Annotated in this window: 16 protein-coding genes and 1 pseudogene; 7 read left to right on the top strand and 10 right to left on the bottom strand. The window is 74.2% G+C overall.

Going from position 1 to position 21232, the window contains the following annotated elements:
* Positions 1 to 84 precede the first annotated feature (84 nt).
* The 3 genes and pseudogenes from ABZ570_RS22370 to mraZ all read right to left on the bottom strand — a co-directional run.
* Positions 85 to 279, bottom strand: a pseudogene (locus tag ABZ570_RS22370) (hypothetical protein); the annotation flags it as partial.
* Positions 276 to 1385 (bottom strand): 16S rRNA (cytosine(1402)-N(4))-methyltransferase RsmH, encoded by a 1110-nt coding sequence (gene rsmH / locus ABZ570_RS22375; RefSeq protein WP_358066855.1) that lies wholly within the window; start codon positions 1383 to 1385, stop codon positions 276 to 278. The pseudogene ABZ570_RS22370 and the gene rsmH, both read right to left, overlap by 4 nt.
* Positions 1386 to 1591: 206 nt before the next feature.
* Positions 1592 to 2023 (bottom strand): division/cell wall cluster transcriptional repressor MraZ, encoded by a 432-nt coding sequence (gene mraZ, locus ABZ570_RS22380; protein ID WP_089006009.1) that lies wholly within the window; start codon positions 2021 to 2023, stop codon positions 1592 to 1594.
* Positions 2024 to 2378: 355 nt separating this feature from the next.
* On the opposite strand from mraZ, the gene ABZ570_RS22385 reads away from it, so the two are divergent.
* Genes ABZ570_RS22385 through ABZ570_RS22400 form a run of 4 tightly spaced genes read left to right on the top strand, consistent with a single transcriptional unit; the run spans position 2379 to position 5334 of the window.
* Positions 2379 to 3626, top strand: coding sequence for a MurT ligase domain-containing protein (locus tag ABZ570_RS22385; RefSeq protein ID WP_358066858.1), 1248 nt, complete (start codon positions 2379 to 2381; stop codon positions 3624 to 3626).
* Positions 3616 to 4338: a glutamine amidotransferase gene (locus ABZ570_RS22390; RefSeq protein WP_358066762.1), complete on the top strand. Its 723-nt coding sequence runs from the start codon at positions 3616 to 3618 to the stop codon at positions 4336 to 4338. The genes ABZ570_RS22385 and ABZ570_RS22390 overlap by 11 nt, the downstream gene beginning before the upstream one ends.
* A gap of 17 nt (positions 4339 to 4355) precedes the next feature.
* Positions 4356 to 5054, top strand: coding sequence for a VTT domain-containing protein (locus tag ABZ570_RS22395; protein WP_358066861.1), 699 nt, complete (start codon positions 4356 to 4358; stop codon positions 5052 to 5054).
* A 1-nt stretch (position 5055) separates the two neighbouring features.
* On the top strand, positions 5056 to 5334 hold the full coding sequence (locus ABZ570_RS22400; RefSeq protein ID WP_358066765.1) for a hypothetical protein: 279 nt from the start codon (positions 5056 to 5058) through the stop codon (positions 5332 to 5334).
* A gap of 180 nt (positions 5335 to 5514) precedes the next feature.
* Here ABZ570_RS22400 and leuS read toward each other — a convergent pair whose 3' ends face one another.
* A complete protein-coding gene (leuS, locus tag ABZ570_RS22405) occupies positions 5515 to 8355 on the bottom strand; it encodes a leucine--tRNA ligase (protein WP_358066768.1) in 2841 nt (946 codons plus the stop codon).
* 393 nt (positions 8356 to 8748) lie between these two features.
* Here leuS and ABZ570_RS22410 point away from each other — a divergent pair, with 393 nt between their 5' ends.
* Genes ABZ570_RS22410 through ABZ570_RS22420 form a run of 3 tightly spaced genes read left to right on the top strand, consistent with a single transcriptional unit; the run spans position 8749 to position 13580 of the window.
* A complete protein-coding gene (locus ABZ570_RS22410) occupies positions 8749 to 9798 on the top strand; it encodes a MoxR family ATPase (protein WP_358066771.1) in 1050 nt (349 codons plus the stop codon).
* 1 nt (position 9799) lies between these two features.
* Positions 9800 to 11098 (top strand): DUF58 domain-containing protein, encoded by a 1299-nt coding sequence (locus ABZ570_RS22415; protein WP_358066774.1) that lies wholly within the window; start codon positions 9800 to 9802, stop codon positions 11096 to 11098.
* Positions 11099 to 11114: 16 nt separating this feature from the next.
* Positions 11115 to 13580 (top strand): DUF3488 and transglutaminase-like domain-containing protein, encoded by a 2466-nt coding sequence (locus ABZ570_RS22420; RefSeq protein ID WP_358066777.1) that lies wholly within the window; start codon positions 11115 to 11117, stop codon positions 13578 to 13580.
* Between the two features lie 221 nt (positions 13581 to 13801).
* Here the strand turns inward: ABZ570_RS22420 and ABZ570_RS22425 are convergent, their stop codons facing one another.
* The 6 genes from ABZ570_RS22425 to ABZ570_RS22450 all read right to left on the bottom strand — a co-directional run bounded on the left by ABZ570_RS22425 (position 13802) and on the right by ABZ570_RS22450 (position 21220).
* Complete coding sequence (locus ABZ570_RS22425; RefSeq protein WP_358066780.1) at positions 13802 to 14194, bottom strand: DUF3040 domain-containing protein; 393 nt, start codon at positions 14192 to 14194, stop codon at positions 13802 to 13804.
* A 115-nt stretch (positions 14195 to 14309) separates the two neighbouring features.
* Positions 14310 to 15569: a DNA polymerase IV gene (locus tag ABZ570_RS22430; protein ID WP_358066783.1), complete on the bottom strand. Its 1260-nt coding sequence runs from the start codon at positions 15567 to 15569 to the stop codon at positions 14310 to 14312.
* A 46-nt stretch (positions 15570 to 15615) separates the two neighbouring features.
* Positions 15616 to 16779, bottom strand: a complete 1164-nt coding sequence (locus tag ABZ570_RS22435) for a nucleotide pyrophosphatase/phosphodiesterase family protein (RefSeq protein ID WP_358066786.1) — start codon at positions 16777 to 16779, stop codon at positions 15616 to 15618.
* On the bottom strand, positions 16776 to 17525 hold the full coding sequence (locus tag ABZ570_RS22440) for a methyltransferase domain-containing protein (RefSeq protein WP_358066789.1): 750 nt from the start codon (positions 17523 to 17525) through the stop codon (positions 16776 to 16778). The genes ABZ570_RS22435 and ABZ570_RS22440 overlap by 4 nt, the downstream gene beginning before the upstream one ends.
* A gap of 14 nt (positions 17526 to 17539) precedes the next feature.
* Positions 17540 to 17719, bottom strand: coding sequence for a hypothetical protein (locus ABZ570_RS22445; protein WP_358066792.1), 180 nt, complete (start codon positions 17717 to 17719; stop codon positions 17540 to 17542).
* 96 nt (positions 17720 to 17815) lie between these two features.
* Positions 17816 to 21220, bottom strand: a complete 3405-nt coding sequence (locus tag ABZ570_RS22450) for an error-prone DNA polymerase (protein ID WP_358066795.1) — start codon at positions 21218 to 21220, stop codon at positions 17816 to 17818.
* Between the last annotated feature and the right edge of the window lie 12 nt (positions 21221 to 21232).

A 21232-nucleotide genomic window follows, 5' to 3' on the forward strand; every position in this document is an offset into this window, starting at 1 on the left:
CGGTGGCGGTCTCCTCCGCCCAGTCGCGCAGCCGTTGCGTCTGCTTGCCCAGCCGACGCGGCCGGCACGAGCGCCCCGCTCGGCCGGCCGCAGCGCGGCGCTGCCCTGGGTGGGGAACTCGCGCGCCCCCCGGGCGCGAGTCTCCCCCCGGCGGTCGAGCCGATCGGCCCCCGCCGTCGCGCCCGCGGCCCGCGTGGTGCGCTGCGCCGCGGTCCGGCCCCCCGACCGCGGTGCGCGCTGCCCGACGGCGTCCCGGCCGTCGCGCTGATTGACGTTCATGTCCCCTCCCCCTCTTCGTCCGTCCCGTTCCCGTCCCCCGGGGCCGGCCGCGGATCCGTGCCGGATCCCGGCGACCCCGTCCCCGGTTGGTGCATCGCCTTCACCCGGCGGCGGTACCGTTCGCGGTCGGTACGTCCCTGCCGGGTCTCCTCCGGGTCGAGTCGTTCCGCGGCCCGCAGCCGGACCGAGGCGGCGCGCGGGTTTGCCGCGACCTCCGCCTCCCCGGGCAGCTCGGCACCCCGGCTGAGCAGCCGGAACGTCGGGCCCGAGCCGGGCAGTTCGACCGGGAGGTCGACCGGGCCCTTGCTGCGGACCCGGTCGGCGAGCGCCGCCTTGGTGAGCCGGTCCTCCAGCGAGTGGTAGGACAGGACCACCATGCGGCCCCCCACGGTGAGCTTGTCGAGCGCGGCCGGCAGCGCCGACTCCAGCGCTGCCAGTTCCCGGTTTACCTCGATCCGTAAAGCCTGAAACGTTCTCTTTGCCGGGTGTCCGCCGGTTCGTCGGGCTGGTGCCGGAATGCTCTCCCGGACCAGCTCCGCCAGCCGAGCCGACGAGGTGATCCGGGCGCGCTCGCGCTCCCGGAGGATCGCCGAGGCGATCCGCCCGGCGAACTTCTCCTCGCCGTACACCCGCAGCACCCGGGCCAGCTCGGGGTGCGAGTAGGTGTTGACCACCTCCTCGGCGGTCACCCCCCGGGTCTGGTCCATCCGCATGTCCAGCGGCGCGTCCTGCGCGTACGCGAACCCGCGGTCGGGCGCGTCGAGTTGCAGCGACGACACGCCAAGGTCGAACAGGACCCCGTCGATCGCCGGGTACCCGAGCCGGTGCAGCACGTCCGGCAGCTCGTCGTAGACGGCGTGCTCGAGGTGGATCCGGTCGGCGAACCGGGCCAGCCGGACCCGGGCGTGCGCCAGGGCCTCGGTGTCCCGGTCCAGGCCGATCAGCACCGTGTTCGGGTGCGCCTCCAGCACCGCCTCGGCGTGGCCGGCCAGGCCCAGCGTCGCGTCGACGTGCACGGTCCGCCGGTTCCGGCCCAGCGCGGGGGCCAGCAACTCGAGACACCGCTCGAGCAGCACCGGCACGTGCGTGCCGCGTAGCTCCCCCATGTCGACCCCCACTGGTTGAAACCTCTTCCGTCCGTGCCGCGTCCGCCGTCGTAACGACGCCCCGCCATACCGCCAGATCCCCATCCGCTCCCCGCCCGCCGGAGGCCGCGGCCCTCCGATCGGATCGTGCGCCTGGCACCGGGGAAGGGGTGCCAGGAACTCGAAAGCGGCTGGAGATCTCGCAGTACGTCGGGCGTCGTCACGCCCTACAGACCGCCGGGCAGCACCCCCTCCTCGATGTCGGCGAAGTCGTCTTCGCTCTCCGCGAGGTAGGCCTCCCAGGCCGCCTTGTCCCAGATCTCCACCCGGGTGCTCGCCCCGATCACGACCAGGTCACGGTCGAGCGCGGCGTACGAGCGCAGGTGCGCGGGGATGGTGACCCGGCCCTGCTTGTCCGGCACCTCGTCGTGCGCGCTGGCGAAGAAGACCCGGCTGTAGGCCCGGGCCGCCTTGCTCGTCATCGGCTGCGCGCGCAACTGGTCGGCGATCCGCTGGAACTCGGGCATCGGGAAGACGTAGAGGCAGCGCTCCTGCCCTTTGGTGATCACGACACCCCCCGCCAGCTCATCCCGAAACTTCGCCGGAAGAATCAACCGGCCTTTGTCGTCCAGGCGCGGAGTGTGGGTGCCGAGGAACATCGGCCCAACCCCCTCGCCCTGAGCGGCGTTCGCGGCGCCGCTGACCCCCCGGGCCGGTGTGGCCCTCCCGGCCTCACCATCGCGCCCCACTCTACTCCACTTCCCTCCACCTGCAACCAGAAACGCCCGCGTGGCGCGGCGTTTCCGCGCGCAAAAGAGCACGTCAAAGGGGGTGGAGCGGGGTGGAGGGCCGGAGCGGCGCGCGGCGCGCGTCCGCTACCCGACATAGATCGACTCCATCCGGCCGAAGGTCCGGTGGCCGTCCGCCGGGCGGGTCCGCCCGAACGGTTCGCCGTCGGCAACGATCTGGGGGGCGCCGGGGTCCGGTAACCTCGCTCGGGTGACGGACGCGAAGATGCCCCTGCGGGCAAAGGTGGCCAGCTCCGTGTCGCGGACCGCCGCGGCGCTGTCCCGGGCCGCGGGTCGTGGCGACGGCTCGGTGATCGGCGGCTGGATCGGCCTCAAGATCGACCCTGACCTGCTCGCGCACCTGTCGGCGGGTCGCGCCATCGCGCTGGTGTCCGGCACCAACGGCAAGACCACCACCACCCGTCTCACCGCCGCCGCCGTCGGCGTGCTCGGCCGGGTCGCCACCAACTCCTTCGGCGCCAACATGCCCACCGGCCACACCTCGGCGCTGGCCAAGGCCGGCAGCACCCCCTACGCGGTGCTGGAGGTGGACGAGCACTACCTCGCCCAGGTGCTGGAGGCCACCGAGCCGCACGTGGTGGCCCTGCTCAACCTCTCCCGCGACCAGCTCGACCGGGCCAAGGAGGTCGCCATGATGGCGCAGCTCTGGCGCGCCGCGCTGGTCCGGCACCCCGACGTCGGGGTGGTGGCCAACGCCGACGACCCGATGGTGGTCTGGGCCGCCACCCCGCCGGCCGACCCGGCCCAGGGCCACTTCCCGCCCAAGGTCACCTGGTTCAGCGCCGGCCAGCGCTGGCACGACGACTCGTGGGTCTGCCCCGAGTGCGGCGCCACCATCCAGCGCTCAGGTGAGCAGTGGTGGTGCACCGGCTGCCCGCTGCGCCGTCCACAGCCGCAGTGGACCGTCGAGGACGACGGGGTGCTCGACCCCAGCGGTGCCTGGCACAAGGTCCAACTCCAGCTTCCCGGCAAGGTCAACCTGGGCAACGCGGCCACCGCGCTCGCGGTCGCCGCCGAGTTCGGCGTACGGCCGGTGGACGCGGTCGTCCGGCTCGGCACGGTCACCTCGGTCGCCGGCCGCTACGCCCAGGTCGACCGGGACGGGCGCAACATCCGGCTGCTGCTGGCCAAGAACCCGGCGAGCTGGCTGGAGGCGTTCGACATGGCCGACGAGGCGCCGACCCTGCTCTCGATCAACGCGCGCGACCCCGACGGGCTGGACACCTCCTGGCTCTTCGACGTCGACTTCGCCCCGCTGCGCGGCCGGCAGGTGCTGATCACCGGCGACCGGGCGTACGACCTGGCCGTCCGACTCGACGTCAACGGCGTGCCGTTCCAGCACGTACGGAGCTTCGACGAGGCGATCCGGTCGGTGCCACCGGGCCGGCTGGAGGTCATCGCCAACTACACCGCCTTCCAGGACATCCGAGCGGAGCTGGACCGTGTCAACTGAGAGCCTGCGCATCGTCTGGATCTACCCCGACCTGCTGTCCACCTACGGCGACCGGGGCAACGCCCTGATCCTGGCCCGCCGGGCCCAGCTGCGTGGCATGCCGGTCGAGGTGCTGGAGGTCCGCTCCGACCAGAGGCTGCCGGCCACCGCCGACATCTACCTGATCGGCGGCGGCGAGGACGGCCCGCAGGCGCTGGGCGCGCAGCGGCTGCTCGCCGACGGCGGCCTGCACCGGGCGGTCGCCCAGGGCTCGGTGGTGTTCGGCGTCTGCGCCGGGTACCAGCTCCTCGGCACCTCCTTCTTCGCCAAGGGCACCAGGTACGCCGGGCTGGAGCTGCTGGACCTCTCCTCCGACCGGGGGCCCACGCGGGCCGTCGGGGAGCTGGCCGGCGAGGTCGACCCGCGGCTGGGCATCCCGTACCTGACCGGGTTCGAGAACCACGGCGGACGGACCCACCTCGGTCCGGGGGTGTCCCCGCTGGCCCGGGTCACCACCGGGGTCGGCAACGACGGGGCGACCGAGGGCGCCTGGCGGGGCAAGCTGCTCGGCACGTATTCGCACGGCCCGGCGCTGGCCCGCAACCCGGCCCTGGCCGACCTGCTCCTGCGCTGGGCGACCGGCGTCCACCAGCTGCCCGCGCTCGACGACACCTGGGCCGACCGGCTCCGGTCCGAGCGCCGCGCCGCGGTGGCGGCCGCCGCCCGGGCGTGAGCCCGGTCGCCCGACGGCTGCCCCGGCGACCGGACGCCCGCCGGTTCGCGCGGCTGCTCCGGCAGCCGTCCGCGCGCCGGTTCGGGCTGCTGCTCCTGCTGCTCGCCGGGTGCGCCGTGGCCCTGCTGCTGGTGCCCCGGCCGGACCCGGCCGAGCTGCCCCGGCTCGCCGACTCCCTCGGCGGGTACGCCCCGGTCGCGGCGGTCGTCGGCGGCGCGCTGCTGCTGGTGGCGTTGGTCCCGCGAACCTTCGTCACGCTCGCCGCGGGCGCGATCTTCGGCCCGCTGGAGGGTGCCGCGTACGCCCTCGGCGCGGCGCTGCTCGCGGCGGCGCTCGGGTTCACGGTCGGCCGCCTGCTGGGCCGGCAGTTCGTCGCCGAGCGGGTCCGCGGCCGGCTGGCCCGGCTGGACGGCTGGTTCGCCCGGCAGAGCGTGCTCGGGGTGATCACCGTTCGGCTGCTGCCGATCGCCGGGTTCGGGCTGGTCAGCTACGGCTACGGCACCACCGGAGCCCGGATGCTGCCGTTCCTGGCGGGCAGCGTGATCGCCGCCGTCCCCACCGCCGTCGGCTACGCGGCGATCGGCGCCGCCGTCAGCTCCCCCGGCCAGATCAACTGGTACGCCGCCGCGCCGGCCAGCCTCGGCCTAATCGCCAGCGCGATCATCATCCACCGCTGGTGGCGCGCCGAGCGGCGGCGCCGGCTGGCCCCGAGCTGAGATGACGGCTGTCGAGGAGCCGCTGCCCGGCGGGTTCATCGCCGAGGTGGTCCGGGTCGGCGACACCGTACGCCGCACTCCCCCGGCCAACGCCGACTTCGTCGCCGCGCTGCTGCGGCACCTGGCCGCGACCGCGCCCGCGCTGGCGCCGGCGTTCCTCGGCGTGGACGGGCAGGGCCGGCAGGTGCTGGGCCACATCGACGGACTGGTGCCCTGGCGGGAGCGGGAGGACGGGGCGGCTGCCGGGCGTGTCACGCTCGCGCAATCTGTATGTCCGTGAGCGATATGCCTCTCGGTCATATTCATGCCTCAGCGTCATATCGCTCGTGGTGTCATCCGACGGTGCACCACCCCAAGGCGGATGACAGATCCGCTCAGTTTCCCGGAACGGGTGGCCTCCAAGCGAGGGGAGGCCACCCGTTCCGGTCAAGTTGCGGCCGCTCCGGCCCGTGCCGAGAGGTCAGGCGACGACCGAGACCATCCGGCCCTTGACCACGATGACCTTGCGGGGTTCCTTGCCGGCCAGCGAGCCGGCCACCGCCGCCAGCGCGGCCGCCCGGACCTCGTCCTCGGAGGCGTCGGCGGGAACCTCGATCCGGCCGCGCACCTTGCCGTTGACCTGCACCGGGTAGGTCACCGTCGCGGCGACCAGCAGCGCCGGGTCGGCGGTCGGGAAGTCCGCGTACGCCAGCGAGGTGTCGTGGCCCAGCCGCCGCCACAGCTCCTCGGCGACGTGCGGGGCGAACGGCGCCAGCATCAGCACCAGCGGCTCGGCCACCTCGCGCGGCGTGGCCGGCAGCCGGGTCAGCGCGTTGGTCAGCTCGATCAGCTTGGCGATGGCGGTGTTGAACCGCATCGCGTCCATGTCGCCGCGGACCCCGTCGATCAGCTTGTGCAGCAGCCGGCGGGTCTCCTCGTCGGCCGGCGCGTCGGTGACCCGCGACTCGCCGGTCTGCTCGTCGACGACCGCCCGCCAGACCCGCTGCAGGAACCGGTACGAGCCGACCACCGCCCGGGTCTCCCACGGGCGGGACACCTCCAGCGGGCCCATCGACATCTCGTACACCCGGAAGGTGTCCGCGCCGTAGGCCGCGCACATCTCGTCCGGGGTGACGACGTTCTTCAGGGACTTGCCCATCTTGCCGTACTCGCGGTTGACCTCGGTCTCGCCGTGGAAGAACCGGCCGTCGACCTCGACGACCTCCTCGGCGGGCACGTACGTGCCGCGCGCGTCGGTGAACGCCCACGCCTGGATGTAGCCCTGATTGAACAGCTTGCGGAACGGCTCGAACGACGAGACGTGGCCCAGGTCGTACAGGACCTTGTGCCAGAACCGGGCGTACAGCAGGTGCAGCACGGCGTGCTCGACGCCGCCGATGTACAGGTCGGTGCCCCCGCAGTCACCCGCGCCGCGCGGCCCCATCCAGTACCGCTCGTTCTCCGGGTCGACGAACCGCTCGCTGTTCGTCGGGTCCAGGTAGCGCAGCTCGTACCAGCAGGAGCCGGCCCACTGCGGCATCACGTTGGTCTCCCGGGTGTAGCGCTTCGGCCCGTCGCCCAGGTCCAGCTCCACCTCCACCCAGTCGCCACGCCGGGACAGCGGCGTCTCCGGGTCGCTGTCGGCGTCCTCCGGGTCGTAGGTCCGCGGGGAGAAGTCGTCCACCTCGGGCAGCTCGACCGGCAGCATCGACTCGGGCAGCGCGATCGGCGCGCCGGTCTCGTCGTACACGATCGGGAACGGCTCGCCCCAGTAGCGCTGGCGGCTGAACAGCCAGTCCCGCAGCCGCCAGGTCACCGCGCCGGTGCCGTGCCCGTTGGCCTCCAGCCACTCGATGATCCGCGCCTTGGCGTCGGCCACCCCCAGGCCGTTCAGGTCCAGGCCGCGGTCGGGCGCGGCGCTGTTGACCGCCGGGCCCTCCCCGGTGTACGCCTTGCCGGCGAAGCCCTCCGGCGGCTGCACGGTACGCACGATCGGCAGGTCGAAGACCTCCGCGAAGTCCCAGTCCCGCTCGTCCTGGGCGGGCACCGCCATGATCGCGCCGGTGCCGTAGCCGGCCAGCACGTAGTCGGCGATGAAGATCGGGACGCGCGCGCCGTTCACCGGGTTGGTCGCGTACTCGCCGACGAAGACGCCGGTCTTCTCCCGGGTCTCCGCCTGCCGCTCCACGTCCGTCTTGGCCGCGGCGGCCTTCCGGTACGCCTCGACGGCCGCCCGCGGGCTGGCGTGCCCGCCGGTCCAGGACTCCTTCGTCCCCGCCGGCCAGGCGGCCGGCACCAGCACGTCGACCAGGTCGTGCTCGGGGGCCAGCACCAGATAGGTGGCGCCGAAGATGGTGTCCGGCCGGGTCGTGAACACCCGCACCGGGGCGGTGGCGGTCGGGAAGTCGATGTGCGCGCCCTGGGACCGGCCGATCCAGTTGCGCTGCATCAGCTTGATCGGCTCGGGCCAGTCCAGCTTGTCCAGGTCGTCCAGCAGCCGGTCACCGTACGCGGTGATCCGCATCATCCACTGCTTCAGGTTCCGCTTGAAGACCGGGAAGTTACCCCGCTCGGAGCGGCCATCGGCGGTCACCTCCTCGTTGGCCAGCACGGTGCCCAGCCCCGGGCACCAGTTCACCGGCGCCTCCGAGACGTACGCCAGCCGGTGGTCGTCGACCACCTTCCGGCGCTCGGCCACGGTCAGCTCGGCCCACGGCCGGCCGTCCGGGGTGGGCCGGTTGCCGCCCTCGAACTCGGCGATCAGCTCGGCGATCGGCCGGGCCTTCCGCGCCTCCGGGTCATACCAGGAGTTGAAGATCTGCAGGAAGATCCACTGGGTCCAGCGGTAGAAGTCGGTGTCGATGGTGGCCACCGAGCGCCGCTCGTCGTGGGCCAGCCCCAGCCGGCGCAGCTGCGCCTTGTACCGCTCGATGTTCGCCACCGTGGTGGTCCTGGGGTGGGTGCCGGTCTGCACCGCGTACTGCTCGGCGGGCAGGCCGAACGCGTCGAAGCCCATCGCGTGCAGCACGTTGCGCCCGGCCATCCGCTGGTAGCGGGCGAAGCAGTCGGTGCCGATGTAGCCCAGCGGGTGGCCCACGTGCAGGCCGGCGCCCGACGGGTACGGGAACATGTCCAGCACGTACAGCTTCTCGGCGCCGGCCCGCGGGTGGTCCGGGTCGGCCAGCGGCCCGGCCGGGTTCGGCGCGTGGAAGGTGCCCTCCCGCTCCCAGGTGTCCTGCCAGCGGTGCTCGATCTCCGCGGCCAGGGCCGCGGTGTACCGGAACGGGGGAATGTCGGTCGCCGGTGCGGCTGCCTCAGTCATGGCGTCTCCTCGGCGCGGGTCATGTCGGATATGGGAGGCCTGCTGCGGACACGAAAAAGCCCCTCGCGCAGGAGGGGCCGCCGTGCTGTCGCGCGTTCAGCGCATCAGCACGGCTCGGTAAGAAGCAGGAAGGCTCCGGCCATGACCCGGAGTGTACTCCTCCCACCGGTGAGCCATCCCGCCCGCATCCACGGGTCGGGACGATCCCCCGGTCCGGCGAATATTCCGGGCGTAACCGACCGACCGCCTGCGGGGGTCGGCGGCAACGACAAACATGGTTAGCCTGAGAGGCCACTGAGATTTCTGCGGCAGAAGAGGCTCGGCGTCGCGAACCCAACGGCGGGTCCAGGTGCTCTATACAGAGCTGCCGTCAAGGCGACGAGGAGGAGGCCCGTGACACAACAGACCTGGGACGAGGTGGGCGGTCTGCTGCCGCACGACGAGTTCCGCGCCGCCAGCGAGGCCATCGTGGCCAACATCGAGCAGGTCATCGAAGGCAAGACGGCCACCGTCCGACTCGCCCTGGCCGTCCTGCTCGCCGAGGGCCACCTGCTGATCGAGGACGTGCCCGGCGTCGGCAAGACCAAGCTCGCCAAGGCCCTGGCCCGCTCGATCGACTGCTCGGTACGGCGGATCCAGTTCACCCCGGACCTGCTGCCCAGCGACGTCACCGGGGTCAGCGTCTACAACCAGGAGACGCACGACTTCGAGTTCCGCCCCGGCGCGGTCTTCGCCAACCTGGTGGTCGGCGACGAGATCAACCGGGCCTCCCCGAAGACCCAGTCCGCCCTGCTGGAGTGCATGGAGGAGCGGCAGGTCACCGTCGACGGGGTCACCTACCAGCTGCAGACCCCGTTCATGGTGATCGCGACGCAGAACCCGATCGAGATGGAGGGGACGTACCCGCTGCCCGAGGCGCAGCGCGACCGGTTCACCGCCCGGATCGCGATGGGCTACCCGGACGCGGGCGCCGAGCTGGCCATGCTCGACGGCCACGGCGCCGCCGACCCGCTGAACGAGCTGCGCCCGGTCTCCGACGCGGCCACCGTCCGCCAGCTCATCGGCCACGTCCGGCAGGTGCACGTCGCCGACGCCGTCAAGCAGTACGCGATCGACCTGGTCACCGCCACCCGGGAGGCTCCCGACCTGCGCCTCGGGGCTTCCCCGCGGGCCACCCTCCAGCTGCTGCGCACCGCCCGCGCGGTGGCCGCCCTGGAGGGTCGGGACTTCGTCCTCCCGGACGACCTGCAGGCCCTCGCGGTGCCGGTGCTGGCGCACCGGATCATCCCGACCGCCGACGCGCAGCTGGCCCGGCGCACCACCGACGCGATCGTCGCCGAGCTGGTGCACCGACTGCCGCTGCCGACCGACCGCAAGCGCTCCCCGTACGACACCCGGCCCGGCGGCACCGGCCGCGGGCCGTACGAACCGCGGAGGCCGTGAGGTGCGCGACGGGCTGCGCGGGCTGACCACCCGGGGCCGCTCCTTCCTGGCGGCGGCGGCCGCCGCCGCGATCTCCGCCGGCATCCTCGGCGAGAAGGACCTGCTCCGGGTGGCCGTCCTGCTCGCCGTTCTGCCGCTGCTCGCGGCGGCCTACGTGGGCCGCAGCCGCTACAAGCTCGCCTGCAACCGGTCGCTGGAACCGCACCGGGTGCCGGTCGGGGCCAGCTCCCGGGTGGTGCTGCGGCTGCAGAACCTGTCCCGCCTGCCCACCGGCACCCTGCTGCTGGAGGATCGGCTGCCGTACGCGCTGGGCAGCCGGCCCCGGGTGGTGCTGGAACGGCTCGGCGCGCACCAGGCCAGCTCGGTGGCGTACACCGTGCGGGCCGACGTGCGCGGCCGGTACGAGGTGGGCCCGCTGGTGATCCGGCTGACCGACCCGTTCGGGCTGTGCGAGCTCAGCCGCGCCTTCCCCAGCGTCGAGCACCTCACGGTCATCCCGCAGGTCACCCCGCTGCCGGCGGTCCGCCTTCCCGGCGAGTACGCGGGCAGCGGCGACAGCCGGGCCCGCTCGGTCGCGGTGCACGGTGAGGACGACGCCGCCACCCGGGAGTACCGGATGGGCGACGACCTGCGCCGGGTGCACTGGAAGTCGACGGCCCGCACCGGCGAGCTGATGGTGCGCCGGGAGGAGCAGCCCTGGGAGAGCCGGGCCACGGTCGTGCTGGACACCCGCGCCGCCGGGCACCGCGGTGACGGCCCGACGGCCAGCTTCGAGTGGGCGGTCTCCGCCGCCGCCAGCATCGCCGTGCACCTGCGCCAGGCCGGCTACAAGCTGCGCCTGGTCACCGGCTCGGGGGCGGACGTGGACGCGACCGAGGCAGCCGGCGAGGGTCTGCTCCTCGATCACCTCGCCGAGGTGCACCTGGACAGGCGCGGCGAGATCACCACGCTGGTGCAGCAGGTCCGGCAGCGGGCCGACGGCGGGCTGATCATCGCGCTGTTCGGGACCCTGACCACCGCCGAGGCGGAACTGCTGGCCGGCCTGCGCGGCAACGGCGCGACCTGCGTCGGCTTCCTGCTCGACAGCAACACCTGGCTGAACCTGCCGCCGAAGGCCCGGGCCGAGGCGGAACGCGCGCACGGCACCGCCGCGCTCGCCCTGGTGCAGAGCGGATGGCGGGTGATCGGCGTGGCGCACGGCAACCGGCTGCCCGTGCTCTGGCCGCAGACGGCTCGCGGTTCGCAGGGCTTTGCGCTGCGGGCGGCACTGGCGGAGACGGTGGCCGGAGGCGTGCGATGACCGGAAGGGTGGACCCGTGATCGCACACCGCAACCTCGGCTTCGTCGCGGCGGCGGCGACCGTGTTGGCCGCGGCGCCGCTGTCGACGATCTTTCAGCGCTGGACCTGGCTGGTCGAGGTGGCCATCGCGGTCGCCGCGGTGGCCGGCGCCGCCGCGCTGAGCCGGTTGGCCCGGGCACCGCTGTGGGGTCAGGTCCTGGCCATGCTGGCCGGCCTCGCCCTCGCGCTGACCTGGATCTTCCCGGGCGGCACCGAGCTGCTGGCGTTCCTGCCCACCCCGGGCACCTTCGGCCACTTCGGCGAACTGCTCGGCGCGTCGATGGCGGACATGCGCGCGTACGGCGTGAAGGTGGACGACGTCGACTCGCTGCTCTTCGTCGCCGTGCTCGGCGTCGGCGTCGTGGCGGTGGTGGTGGACGTGCTCGCCGTCGGGCTGCGCCGGCCGGCGCTGGCCGGGCTGCCGATGCTGGCCATCTACTCGGTGCCGGTGGCGGTCTACGTGGACAGCGTCCCGGCCACCCCGTTCGTGGTGGGCGCCTGCGGCTACCTGTGGCTGCTGGTCACCGACAACGTCGACCGGGTACGCCGGTTCGGCCGCCGGTTCACCGGCGAGGGCCGCGACGTCGACGTCTGGGAGGCGTCGCCGCTGGCCGCCGCGGGCCGCCGGCTGGCCGTGGTCGGGGTGGCCGTCGCGGTGGCGCTGCCACTGGCCGTGCCCGGGATGACCGGCGGGCTGTTGACCCCGGGCGGCAACGGCACGGGCGACGGCACCGGGCGGCCGGGCCAGGGCGGGCACTCCGGCCGGATCGACCTGTTCGCCGCGCTCAGTGGCCAGCTGAACCGGACGGAGGTGTACGAGCTGGTCAAGGTCACCACCAACGAGCCGACCCCGTTCTACCTGCGCTTCGGGGTGGCCGACGACCTGCTCGCGGGTGGCTTCCGGGACCGCGCCCCCAGCGGGCGGTCGGCGAACCGGGGCCTGCCCGACCCGTCGGAGCGCGCCGACCGGGGCGTCCAGCGGCAGCGCTACCACGCCACCGTCGAGGTGTCGAAGAACCTCAACATGGCGCTGCTGCCGGTCTACGCCGAGCCGGTGAAGACGGAGGATCTGAGCGGCAACTGGTTCTACGACCCGAAGCTCCAGGTCATCTTCTCCAACCGGGAGAACTCGCGGGGCAAGCGCTACTCCTTCGACTACGTCCGCTCGACGTACAGTCCGTCGGCGCTGCGCGCGGCGCCCTCCCTGCCGGCCGACGACGTGGTGCTGCGCCAGCAGACCGTCACGCCGTCGGTCCCGGCGGTCGAGCAGCTGGTCAAGCGGCTCGTCAAGGGCAAGCAGAACGACTACGACAAGGTCCGGGCGATCTACGACCACTTCTCGGTGAAGAACGGGTTCACCTACTCGCTCACCACCACGGGCGGCACCAGCGGGGACGACATCACCAACTTCCTCGACACCAAGGCGGGCTTCTGCCAGCAGTACGCCGCCGCGATGGCCTGGCTGGTCCGGGCCGCCGGCATCCCGGCCCGGGTGGCGTTCGGCTTCACCAACGGCAGCAGCTCCGACGGCGGCAGTTACGTGCTGACCAACAAGAACCTGCACGCCTGGACGGAGGTCTACTTCGGCGGGGTCGGCTGGGTGCCGTTCGACGCCACTCCGGCGGCCGGCGTGCCGGGCTCGGTCCGGTCGGCCTGGGCCCCGGACAGCAACGCTCCGGAGGTCTCCCCGTCGGCGGGGACCAGCGCCGCGCCGGGCGAGGTCGACCCCTCGGCCGGCCCGAACCGGCCGGACCGGCTTGACAAGGAGACCGACCAGGGTCTCGCCCTCGCCGACGGCGGCCCCACCCGGCGCTCGCCGGTCTGGCCGTGGTGGGCGGGCGGGTTGATCGCCCTGCTGGCCCTGCTGGCCGTCCCGGCGCTGCGTCGCTCCGTGTTGCGCCGGCGGCGCCGGGCCCGGGCTCCGGTGCCGGCGGCCGCCGCGCTGGCCGCCGTCCCCGGTCAGCGGGGCGAGGTACGCGACATCGTGGTCGGGGTGGACTCCGACCGGGCCCGGGCGGACGCGCACGCCGCCTGGGACGAGCTGCTGGACACCCTGGTGGATTTCCAGGTGCGCGTCGACCGGACGGAGACTCCCCGGGCGACCGCCGAGCGGCTGGCCCGGGAGGCCCTCACCGAGGACGCCGGGGCGGTGACCGGGGTCCGGCTGCTCAGCCGGGCGGAGGAACGGGCCCGCTACGCCCGGGACCCGCTGACCGGCGAGGCACTGCACCCGGCCCTGCGGGCGGTACGCGGGGCGCTCGCCGCGCGCGCGGACCGGCGTACCCGGATCATGGCGGCGCTGCTCCCGCCGTCGGTGCTACTGCGCTGGCGCACCGCGCTGGCGGAGCACTCGGCCCGGCTGGTCGCCGGCGGCGGGCGGGTCCGGCAGCGGCTGCTGCGCTGGAACCCACGGCGCCTGCTGGCGGGCCGCCCGGCCCGCTGACCGGTTCCCGCCCGCCGGCGCTCCCCCGCCGGCGGGCGGGACGCCGGTTCCGCGTCCGGCCACGCACACGTCCAGGACGTGCTGTCTCCCCGGGGGTAGCCACCTTCCCGGCACGGCATGATCTTGCGGGGAGGTCGGGGCATGCAGAAGCGACCGCGCTCGCCGGGTGGTCCCGGCGACACGCCGTCGCGCGCGGGCCCCGCCTCAGTGGCGGGACATGGTCAGCGGTGCCCCTCCGGGCGCTGCCGCCAGCGGTCCTCCATCCGGTCCAGGAACGAGCCCCGCCGACCGGCCCGGCCACGGGGACGACGACTCGTCGTGCCCCCCACCACGTGCAGGTCGGGCGACTGGGACCGCCGGTGCGACTGCACCGCGTAGCCCAGCGAGGCCAGCATGACGACGAAGCCCGCTACGGCCAGCGGGGGCGTCTTGATCACGGCCCCGTAGATCAACAGGGCCAGACCAGCGATGACCACGCCGGCAGCGACGAGCACGCGACGCCGCGCGTGGAAACGCGGGTCGCTGGCGCGCACGGCCGAGGCGAATTTGGGGTCCTCGGCAAGCGACCGCTCGATCTGCTCGAACAGCCGCTGCTCGTGCTCCGAGAGCGGCACGGCACTCCTCCCCGGTCACGTTGGTCGGCCCGGTCGGGCCGACAGACCGTGGCAGCCAACCGGCTGCTTACCCGCAAGTCTACGAGGGGGCTCGCGCGTCGGAAAGCGGGACGACCTATGGCCCTGTCGGTTTTTCGATCCGTCGCCGATCACGCTGCCCGAGCAGACTGGCCGGACCTATGACGGACCGCCCGAATCGGGCGGCCGCCGCGTCCGCCGCCGCCTCCGCCTCCCGCCAACCGCGCTCCGGCGCGCCGAGCGCCAACTGGCGCGGCGTCTCCTCGGCGGCGGCCAGCCCCTCCATGCGTACGCCGACCAGGCGGACCGGCTCACCCGGGGCGAGCGCGGACCACAGGGCCCAGGCCGTGTCGAACATCTCCCGCGCGGTGTCGGTCGGCACGGTGAGGGTGCGGGAGCGGTTGACGGTGCGGAAATCGGCCAGCCGGACCTTGAGCGACACCGTGCGGCCCACCTGACCGGCCGCGCGCAGCCGGGTACCGACCTTCTCGGCCAGCGCCAGCAGGGCGCGGCGGATCTCCGCCGGATCGGTGACGTCGACGTCGAAGGTCACCTCCGCGCCGATCGACTTCTCCACCTGCTCCGGGGAGACCCGGCGCGGATCCCGCCCCCAGGCCAGCTCGTGCAGGTGGGTCGCCGCCGCCGCGCCGACCGCCCGGCGGAGCAGGCCGTCCGGCGCCTCGGCCAGCTCACCCACGGTGTTCAGGCCGAGCCGGCGCAGCGCCTCCGCGGAGCGCTCCCCCACGCCCCAGAGCGCCGCCACCGGCAGCGGGTGCAGGAACTCCAGGACCCGGGCGGCGGGCACCACGAGCAGACCGTCCGGCTTGGCCCGGGTGGAGCCGAGCTTGGCCACGAACTTGCTCGGGGCCACCCCGACCGAGCAGGTGAGCCCCTGCTCCTCGGCGACCCGGCGGCGGATCAGCCGGGCGATCCGGGCCGGGGAACCGAACAGCCGCCGGGCACCGGCCACGTCGAGGAACGCCTCGTCCAGGGAGAGCGGCTCGACGAGCGGGGTGACGTCCCGGAAGATCCGCATCACCGCGCGGGAGGCCGCAGAGTACTGCGCGAAGTCGGGCGGGAGGTAGACCGCTTGCGGACAGAGGGCCCGGGCGCGGGCGGTGGGCATGGCGCTGCGGACGCCGTACCGGCGGGCCTCGTAGCTGGCCGAGCTGACCACCCCGCGGGGCCCGATCCCGCCCACCACCACCGGCCGGCCGCGCAGCTCGGGGCGGCGGCGCACCTCGACGGAGGCGAAGAAGGCGTCCATGTCGACGTGCAGGATCGGGCAGCCGGTGTCGTCGGCGTCCGGCCCGAAGCGCGGGTCACCGCCTCGGGGCAACGACTGGCTGCGGCCCATGCCGGCACACTATCCGCCCGGTCCGACACGGCCGGCGGAACTGGGGTCAGCCGCGGACGACCAGCAGCGGGATCGTCATCTCGGCGGCGGTGTCCGCACCGTGGTAGGCCACCAGCCGGGACTCGATCGGCTTCTCGGACCGGGTGGCGACCACCGCGTACGTGCCCCGGCAGACCACCACCACGTCGCCGATCCGGCGCAGGTGCTCCTCGGGCACCGGCCCGAACCAGCCGGTGGCCACCGCCTCCTCCCGGGTCGTCACCCGGGCGACGCCGTCGAGCACCGCCGACCAGGCGGCCACCACGTCGGCGGTGGCCCCCGGCTCGACGTGCAGGTACCGGACCCGGGGCTCACCGGCGACCACCCGCACCCCGGCGCGCAGCCGGGGATCGGTGTCCAGGTCGATCCGGTGCTCCGCCGGCACGTTGAGCTGGCCGTGGTCGGCGGTGACCAGCAGCGCCGCGTCCGCCGGCAGCCCGTCGACCAGCCGGGCGAGCAGCCGGTCCACCTCGGCGGCGGCCAGCCGCCAGGGCACCGAGTCGACCCCGCTCAGGTGCCCGTGCCGGTCCAGGTCCGGGTGGTAGCCGGAGACCAGGGTCGGGCCGGCGCCGGCCGCGAGGGCGGTGAGCATCTGCCCGGCGAGGGCGTCGACGTCGGACGCGCCCCGGTAGTCGCCGCCCCGGTTCGCGGCCAGGGTGAGGCCGCTGCCGCCGTACTCCGGACGACTGACCACGGTCACCGCGACCCCGGCGGCCCGGGCCCGCTCGTACCAGGTCGGCACGGGCTGCCAGCGCAGCGGATCCGGGTCGCCGGCCCACTCGATGTGGCTGAGCACCCGGTCGGTGTCGGGGACCCGGACCTTGAAGCCGAGCACGCCGTGCCCGCCGGAGGGCGTACCGGTGCCGAGGGTGACCAGGCTGGTCGGCGTGGTGGAGGGGAATCCGGAGGTGAGCGGGGTGCCGACGGTGGCGGCCAGACCGGCCAGGGTCGGGGCGTACGGAGCGGCGGTGGGGAGCTGGTACCAGCCGAGCCCGTCGACCAGCAGCACGGCGACCCGGCGTACCCCGGCCAGCCGGGGCCCCAGGCCGAGCAGGTCGGCCGCGCCGGGCACGCCGAGCGCCGCGAGGGCGCTGGGCAGGATGTCGGCGAGGCTGCCGCCGCCGTAGCGGGGCGCGACCGCCTCGAGCGGATCCACCGCCGGGCCGGTCATGCCGGGCGGCGGGCGAACAGGTGCAGCTGGGCGGCGAGGTCCCGGTACGGCGACCGGGCGGCCAGGGCCCGTTCCAGCTCGACCAGGGCGGCCGGCTGACCGTCCGCCACCGCGGCTGGGAGCAGGTCGGCGAGGACGCGTACGCCGTGGATCTCCTCGACGACGAGCCCGGCGGCGGCGAGCAGCGCGGCGGCGGTGTCGGCGTCGTACCGCCGGCGCAGGGTGTCCCGGGGGCCGGCGCTGCCGTCCGGGTCGGCGACCAGCGCGGCGGCGACGTCGAGGTGCCCGTTCATCGCCCGGGTGAGCACGGCGGCGGCCCGGCCGGCGACCAGGACGCTGGCGGCGCCACCGGGACGCAGGGCGGCGACCAGCGCGGCGACCACCGGGGCGGGATCATCGACCACCTCCAGCACGGAGTGGCAGAGCACCAGGTCGACCGTGGCCGGCTCGACCAGCCCGGCGAGCGCGTCGCCGTCGCCCTGGATCGCGCGTACCCGGTCGGCGACCCCGGACTCGGCGGCCCGGCGGGTCAGCGCGGCGAGCGCGTCGGGGCTGGCGTCGACCACGGTGACCCGGTGGCCGGCGTCGGCGAGCGGGACGGCGAAGCCGCCGGTCCCGCCGCCGACGTCGAGCACGGTGAGCTGCTCGCCGGACCGGCGGTCCAGCTCGGCCCGGAGCACCGACCAGATCACGGCGGTGCGGGGGGTCAGAGTTCGGGTCTGCTCCACCCCGCCGAGCCTAGTCACCCGCCGCACCGGGGTCAGGAGTCGCCGCCTCCGGCGGGGTCCTCCTCCGCGCGGGACCGCTGGGCGTTGGCCACCGGGCCGTCGGTCACCTCGTACTCGCGGGGCTCCACCTCGTGAGTGGGCGCCCAACCGGCACCGAGCCGGGTCCGCCGGGCGTTCGCCACGCCGCCGGGATACGTGCTGTGAAAGGTCATCGTTTCATCCCCCATACCCGAGTGGGCCACTCTGCCCACCCGTGCCGGGAGTCTCCCGCCTCCGGGGCCGGAAAACCGTAATGTGGATCACTCCGCTCAGCGGAAATCCCGGGACGTCGGGGTGACGGGAGGCTCGATCGCGTCCAGCCGGTCGGCGGTGAGGCTGATGACGCCCTCGTGCCGCTGCAACCGGCCCCGCACCACCAGCGCCGTGCTGGTGCGGGCGACTCGACGGTATCGCTGCCAGAGCCCGGGTGAGCAAGTGACGTTGAGCATACCGGTCTCGTCCTCCAGATTGAGGAAGGTCACCCCGCCCGCGGTCGCCGGTCGCTGCCGGTGGGTGACGATCCCGCCGACCCGGATCCGCCGGCCCGGCTCCACCCGGCCCAGCCGGGCGATCGGCACCGCGCCCAGGGCGTCCAGCCGGTCGCGGATGAACCGCGCCGGATGGCTCTCCGGGGACAGGCCGGTGGCCCAGACGTCGGCCACGAGACGGTCCACCGCCTCCATGCCGGGCAGGGTGGGCGCGGCCGCGCCGGTCACCGTGCCGGGCAGCCGGCCCGGCCGGTCCTGGGCGGCCGCGCCGGCGGCCCAGAGGGCCTGCCGCCGGGTCAGCCCGAAGCAGGCGAAGGCGTCCGCGGTGGCCAGCGCCTCCAGCTGCGCGGCGGTCAGGCCGACCCGGCGGGCCAGGTCCGGCATGTCCCGGTACGGCCCGTGCGCCGCCCGCTCCGCCTCGATCCGCTCGGCCACGCCGTCGCCGAGGGTGCGTACGCTGCCCAGCCCGAGCCGGACCGCCGGGCCGCCCAGCCCCCAGGCGTGCGGCGGCTCCCCCGGCCGGCTCCCCCACCGGGTCTCCGGCGTGGACTCCAGCACCGCCTTGGCGCCGCTGGCGTTGATGTCCGGCCGGCGTACCTCGACGCCGTGCCGGCGGGCGTCGTCGACCAGGGTCTGCGGCGAGTAGAAGCCCATCGGCTGGGCGTTGAGCAGGGCGGCCAGGAACGGGCCCGGGTGGTAGCGCTTGAGCCAGGAGCTGGCGTACACCAGGTAGGCGAAGCTCATCGCGTGGCTCTCCGGGAAGCCGTAGCTGGCGAAGGCGGTGAGCTTGCGGTAGACGTCGTCGGCCAGCTCGCCGGTGATGCCCCGCTCGGCCATCCCGGCATACAGCCGGTCGGCGATCTGCGCCATCCGCTCCACCGAGCGCTTCGCCCCCATCGCCCGGCGCAGCTGGTCGGCCCCGGCCGCGTCGAAGCCGGCCAGGTCGATGGCGAGCTGCATGAGCTGCTCCTGGAACAGCGGCACGCCGAGGGTCTTCTCCAGCGCGTTGCGCATCAGCGGGTGCGGGAACGTCACCGGTTCCTGCCCGTTCTTGCGCCGGATGTACGGGTGCACCGAGCCGCCCTGGATCGGGCCGGGACGGATCAGCGCCACCTCCACCACCAGGTCGTAGAAGACGCGGGGCTTGAGCCGGGGCAGGGTGGCCATCTGGGCCCGGCTCTCCACCTGGAACACCCCGACCGAGTCGGCCCGGCAGAGCATGTCGTAGACCTCGGGATCGTCCAGGGTCATGTCGCCCAGGTCGAGCCGGGAGCCGATCAGGTCGTAGCCGTAGTGCAGCGCGGAGAGCATGCCGAGGCCGAGCAGGTCGAACTTGACCAGCCCGACCGCGGCGCAGTCGTCCTTGTCCCACTGCAGGACGCTGCGGCCGGGCATCCGCCCCCACTCCACCGGGCAGACCTCGATCACCGGCCGGTCGCAGATCACCATGCCGCCGGAGTGGATGCCCAGGTGCCGGGGGAACCGCTGCAGCTCGTTGGCGTACGCGATGACCTGCTCGGGGATGTCCGCCACGTCCACCGTGGCGACCGAGCCCCAGCGGTCGATCTGCTTGCTCCAGGCGTCCTGCTGGCCGGGCGAGAAGCCGAACGCCTTGGCCACGTCCCGCACCGCCGACCGGGGCCGGTACGAGATGACGTTGGCGACCTGGGCGGTGTGCTCCCGGCCGTACCGGGCGTAGACGTGCTGGATCACCTCCTCTCGGCGGTCGGACTCGATGTCCACGTCGATGTCGGGCGGCCCGTCGCGCTCGGGGGCGAGGAAGCGCTCGAAGAGCAGCCGGTGCCGCACCGCGTCCACGTTGGTGATCCGCAGTGCGTAGCAGACCGCCGAGTTGGCCGCCGAGCCCCGGCCCTGGCAGTAGATGTCCTGCTCGCGGCAGAACGCGACGATGTCGTAGACCACCAGGAAGTAGCCGGGGAAGCCGAGCTCCTCGATCATCCGCAGCTCGTGCTCCAGCTGCGCGTACGCCTCCGGGTGCGCCTCGGGCGGGCCGTAGCGTTCCCGGGCGCCGTCCATGGTCAGCCGGCGCAGCCAGCTCATCTCGGTGTGCCCGGGCGGCACCGGGTACGCCGGCAGCTGCGGCGCGACCAGTTGCAGGTCGAAGGCGAGCTCCGCGCCGAACTCGGCGGCCCGCCCCACCGCCCCCGGGTACGCGGCGAAGCGCGCCGCCATCTCCGCGCCGCTGCGCAGGTGGGCGGTGCCGGCGGCGGGCAGCCAGCCGTCGAGCTCGTCGAGGCTGCGCCGGGCCCGGACCGCGGCCAGGGCGGTGGCCAACCGGCGGCGCCCCGGGGTGGCGTAGTGCACGTTGTTCGTGGCGACCGTGGGCAGCCCCGCCGCGGCGGCCAGCTCGGCCAGCGCGTCGTTGCGGTCGGCGTCGATCGGGTGGCCGTGGTCGGTCAGCTCCACCGCCACCGTCTCCGGGCCGAAGAGCTGGGTGAGCCGGTCCAGCTCCCGGGCGGCGGCGTCGACGCCCTCGGTGAGCAGGGCGGCGGGTACGTGCCCCTTGCGGCAGCCGGTGAGCACCAGCACGTGGTCGCGCAGCTCCTCGGCGACCTCCTCCAACTCGCCGTAGACCGGGCGGCCCTTCTCGCCGCCGCGCAGTTGGGCGCGGGAGATGGTGGCGGCCAGCCGGGCGTACCCCTCGTGGCCGTGGGCGAGCACCAGCAGGTGCGACCCGTGCGGGTCGGGCTCCCCGTTCTGCGGGCCGGGCAGCCCGAGGGAGAGCTCCGCGCCGAAGATCGTCGGCAGGTGCAGCGCGCGGGCCGCCTCGGCGAAGCGCACCACGCCGTAGAAGCCGTCGTGGTCGGTGACGGCGAGCGCGGTGAGCCCCAGCCGGGCGGCCTCCTCGGCCAGCTCCTCCGGGTGGCTGGCCCCGTCGAGGAAGCTGAAGTTGGAGTGCGCGTGCAGCTCCGCGTAGGGCACCGCGTCGTCCGGGCGGGACAGCTCGGGCGGCTCGTACTGCTGCCGCTTGCGGCTCCACGCCGGGGAGTCGCCGCCGTCGGCGTCGACCGCGAGCGGGTCCACAACGTGCAGGTGCCGCTCGCCCCCGCTCCCCCGGGAGCGTCCCTTGCCGGACCGGCCGCACCCAGGCCGGCCGTCGCCCGACCGGCCGGAGAGCACCTGCTCCAGCTCCGACCAGGGCATCTTCGGATTGTGGAAGCTCACCCGGGCACTCCC

It is taken from the genome of Micromonospora sp. NPDC007271 (assembly GCF_040634005.1).
Taxonomy (GTDB): Bacteria; Actinomycetota; Actinomycetes; order Mycobacteriales; family Micromonosporaceae; genus Micromonospora.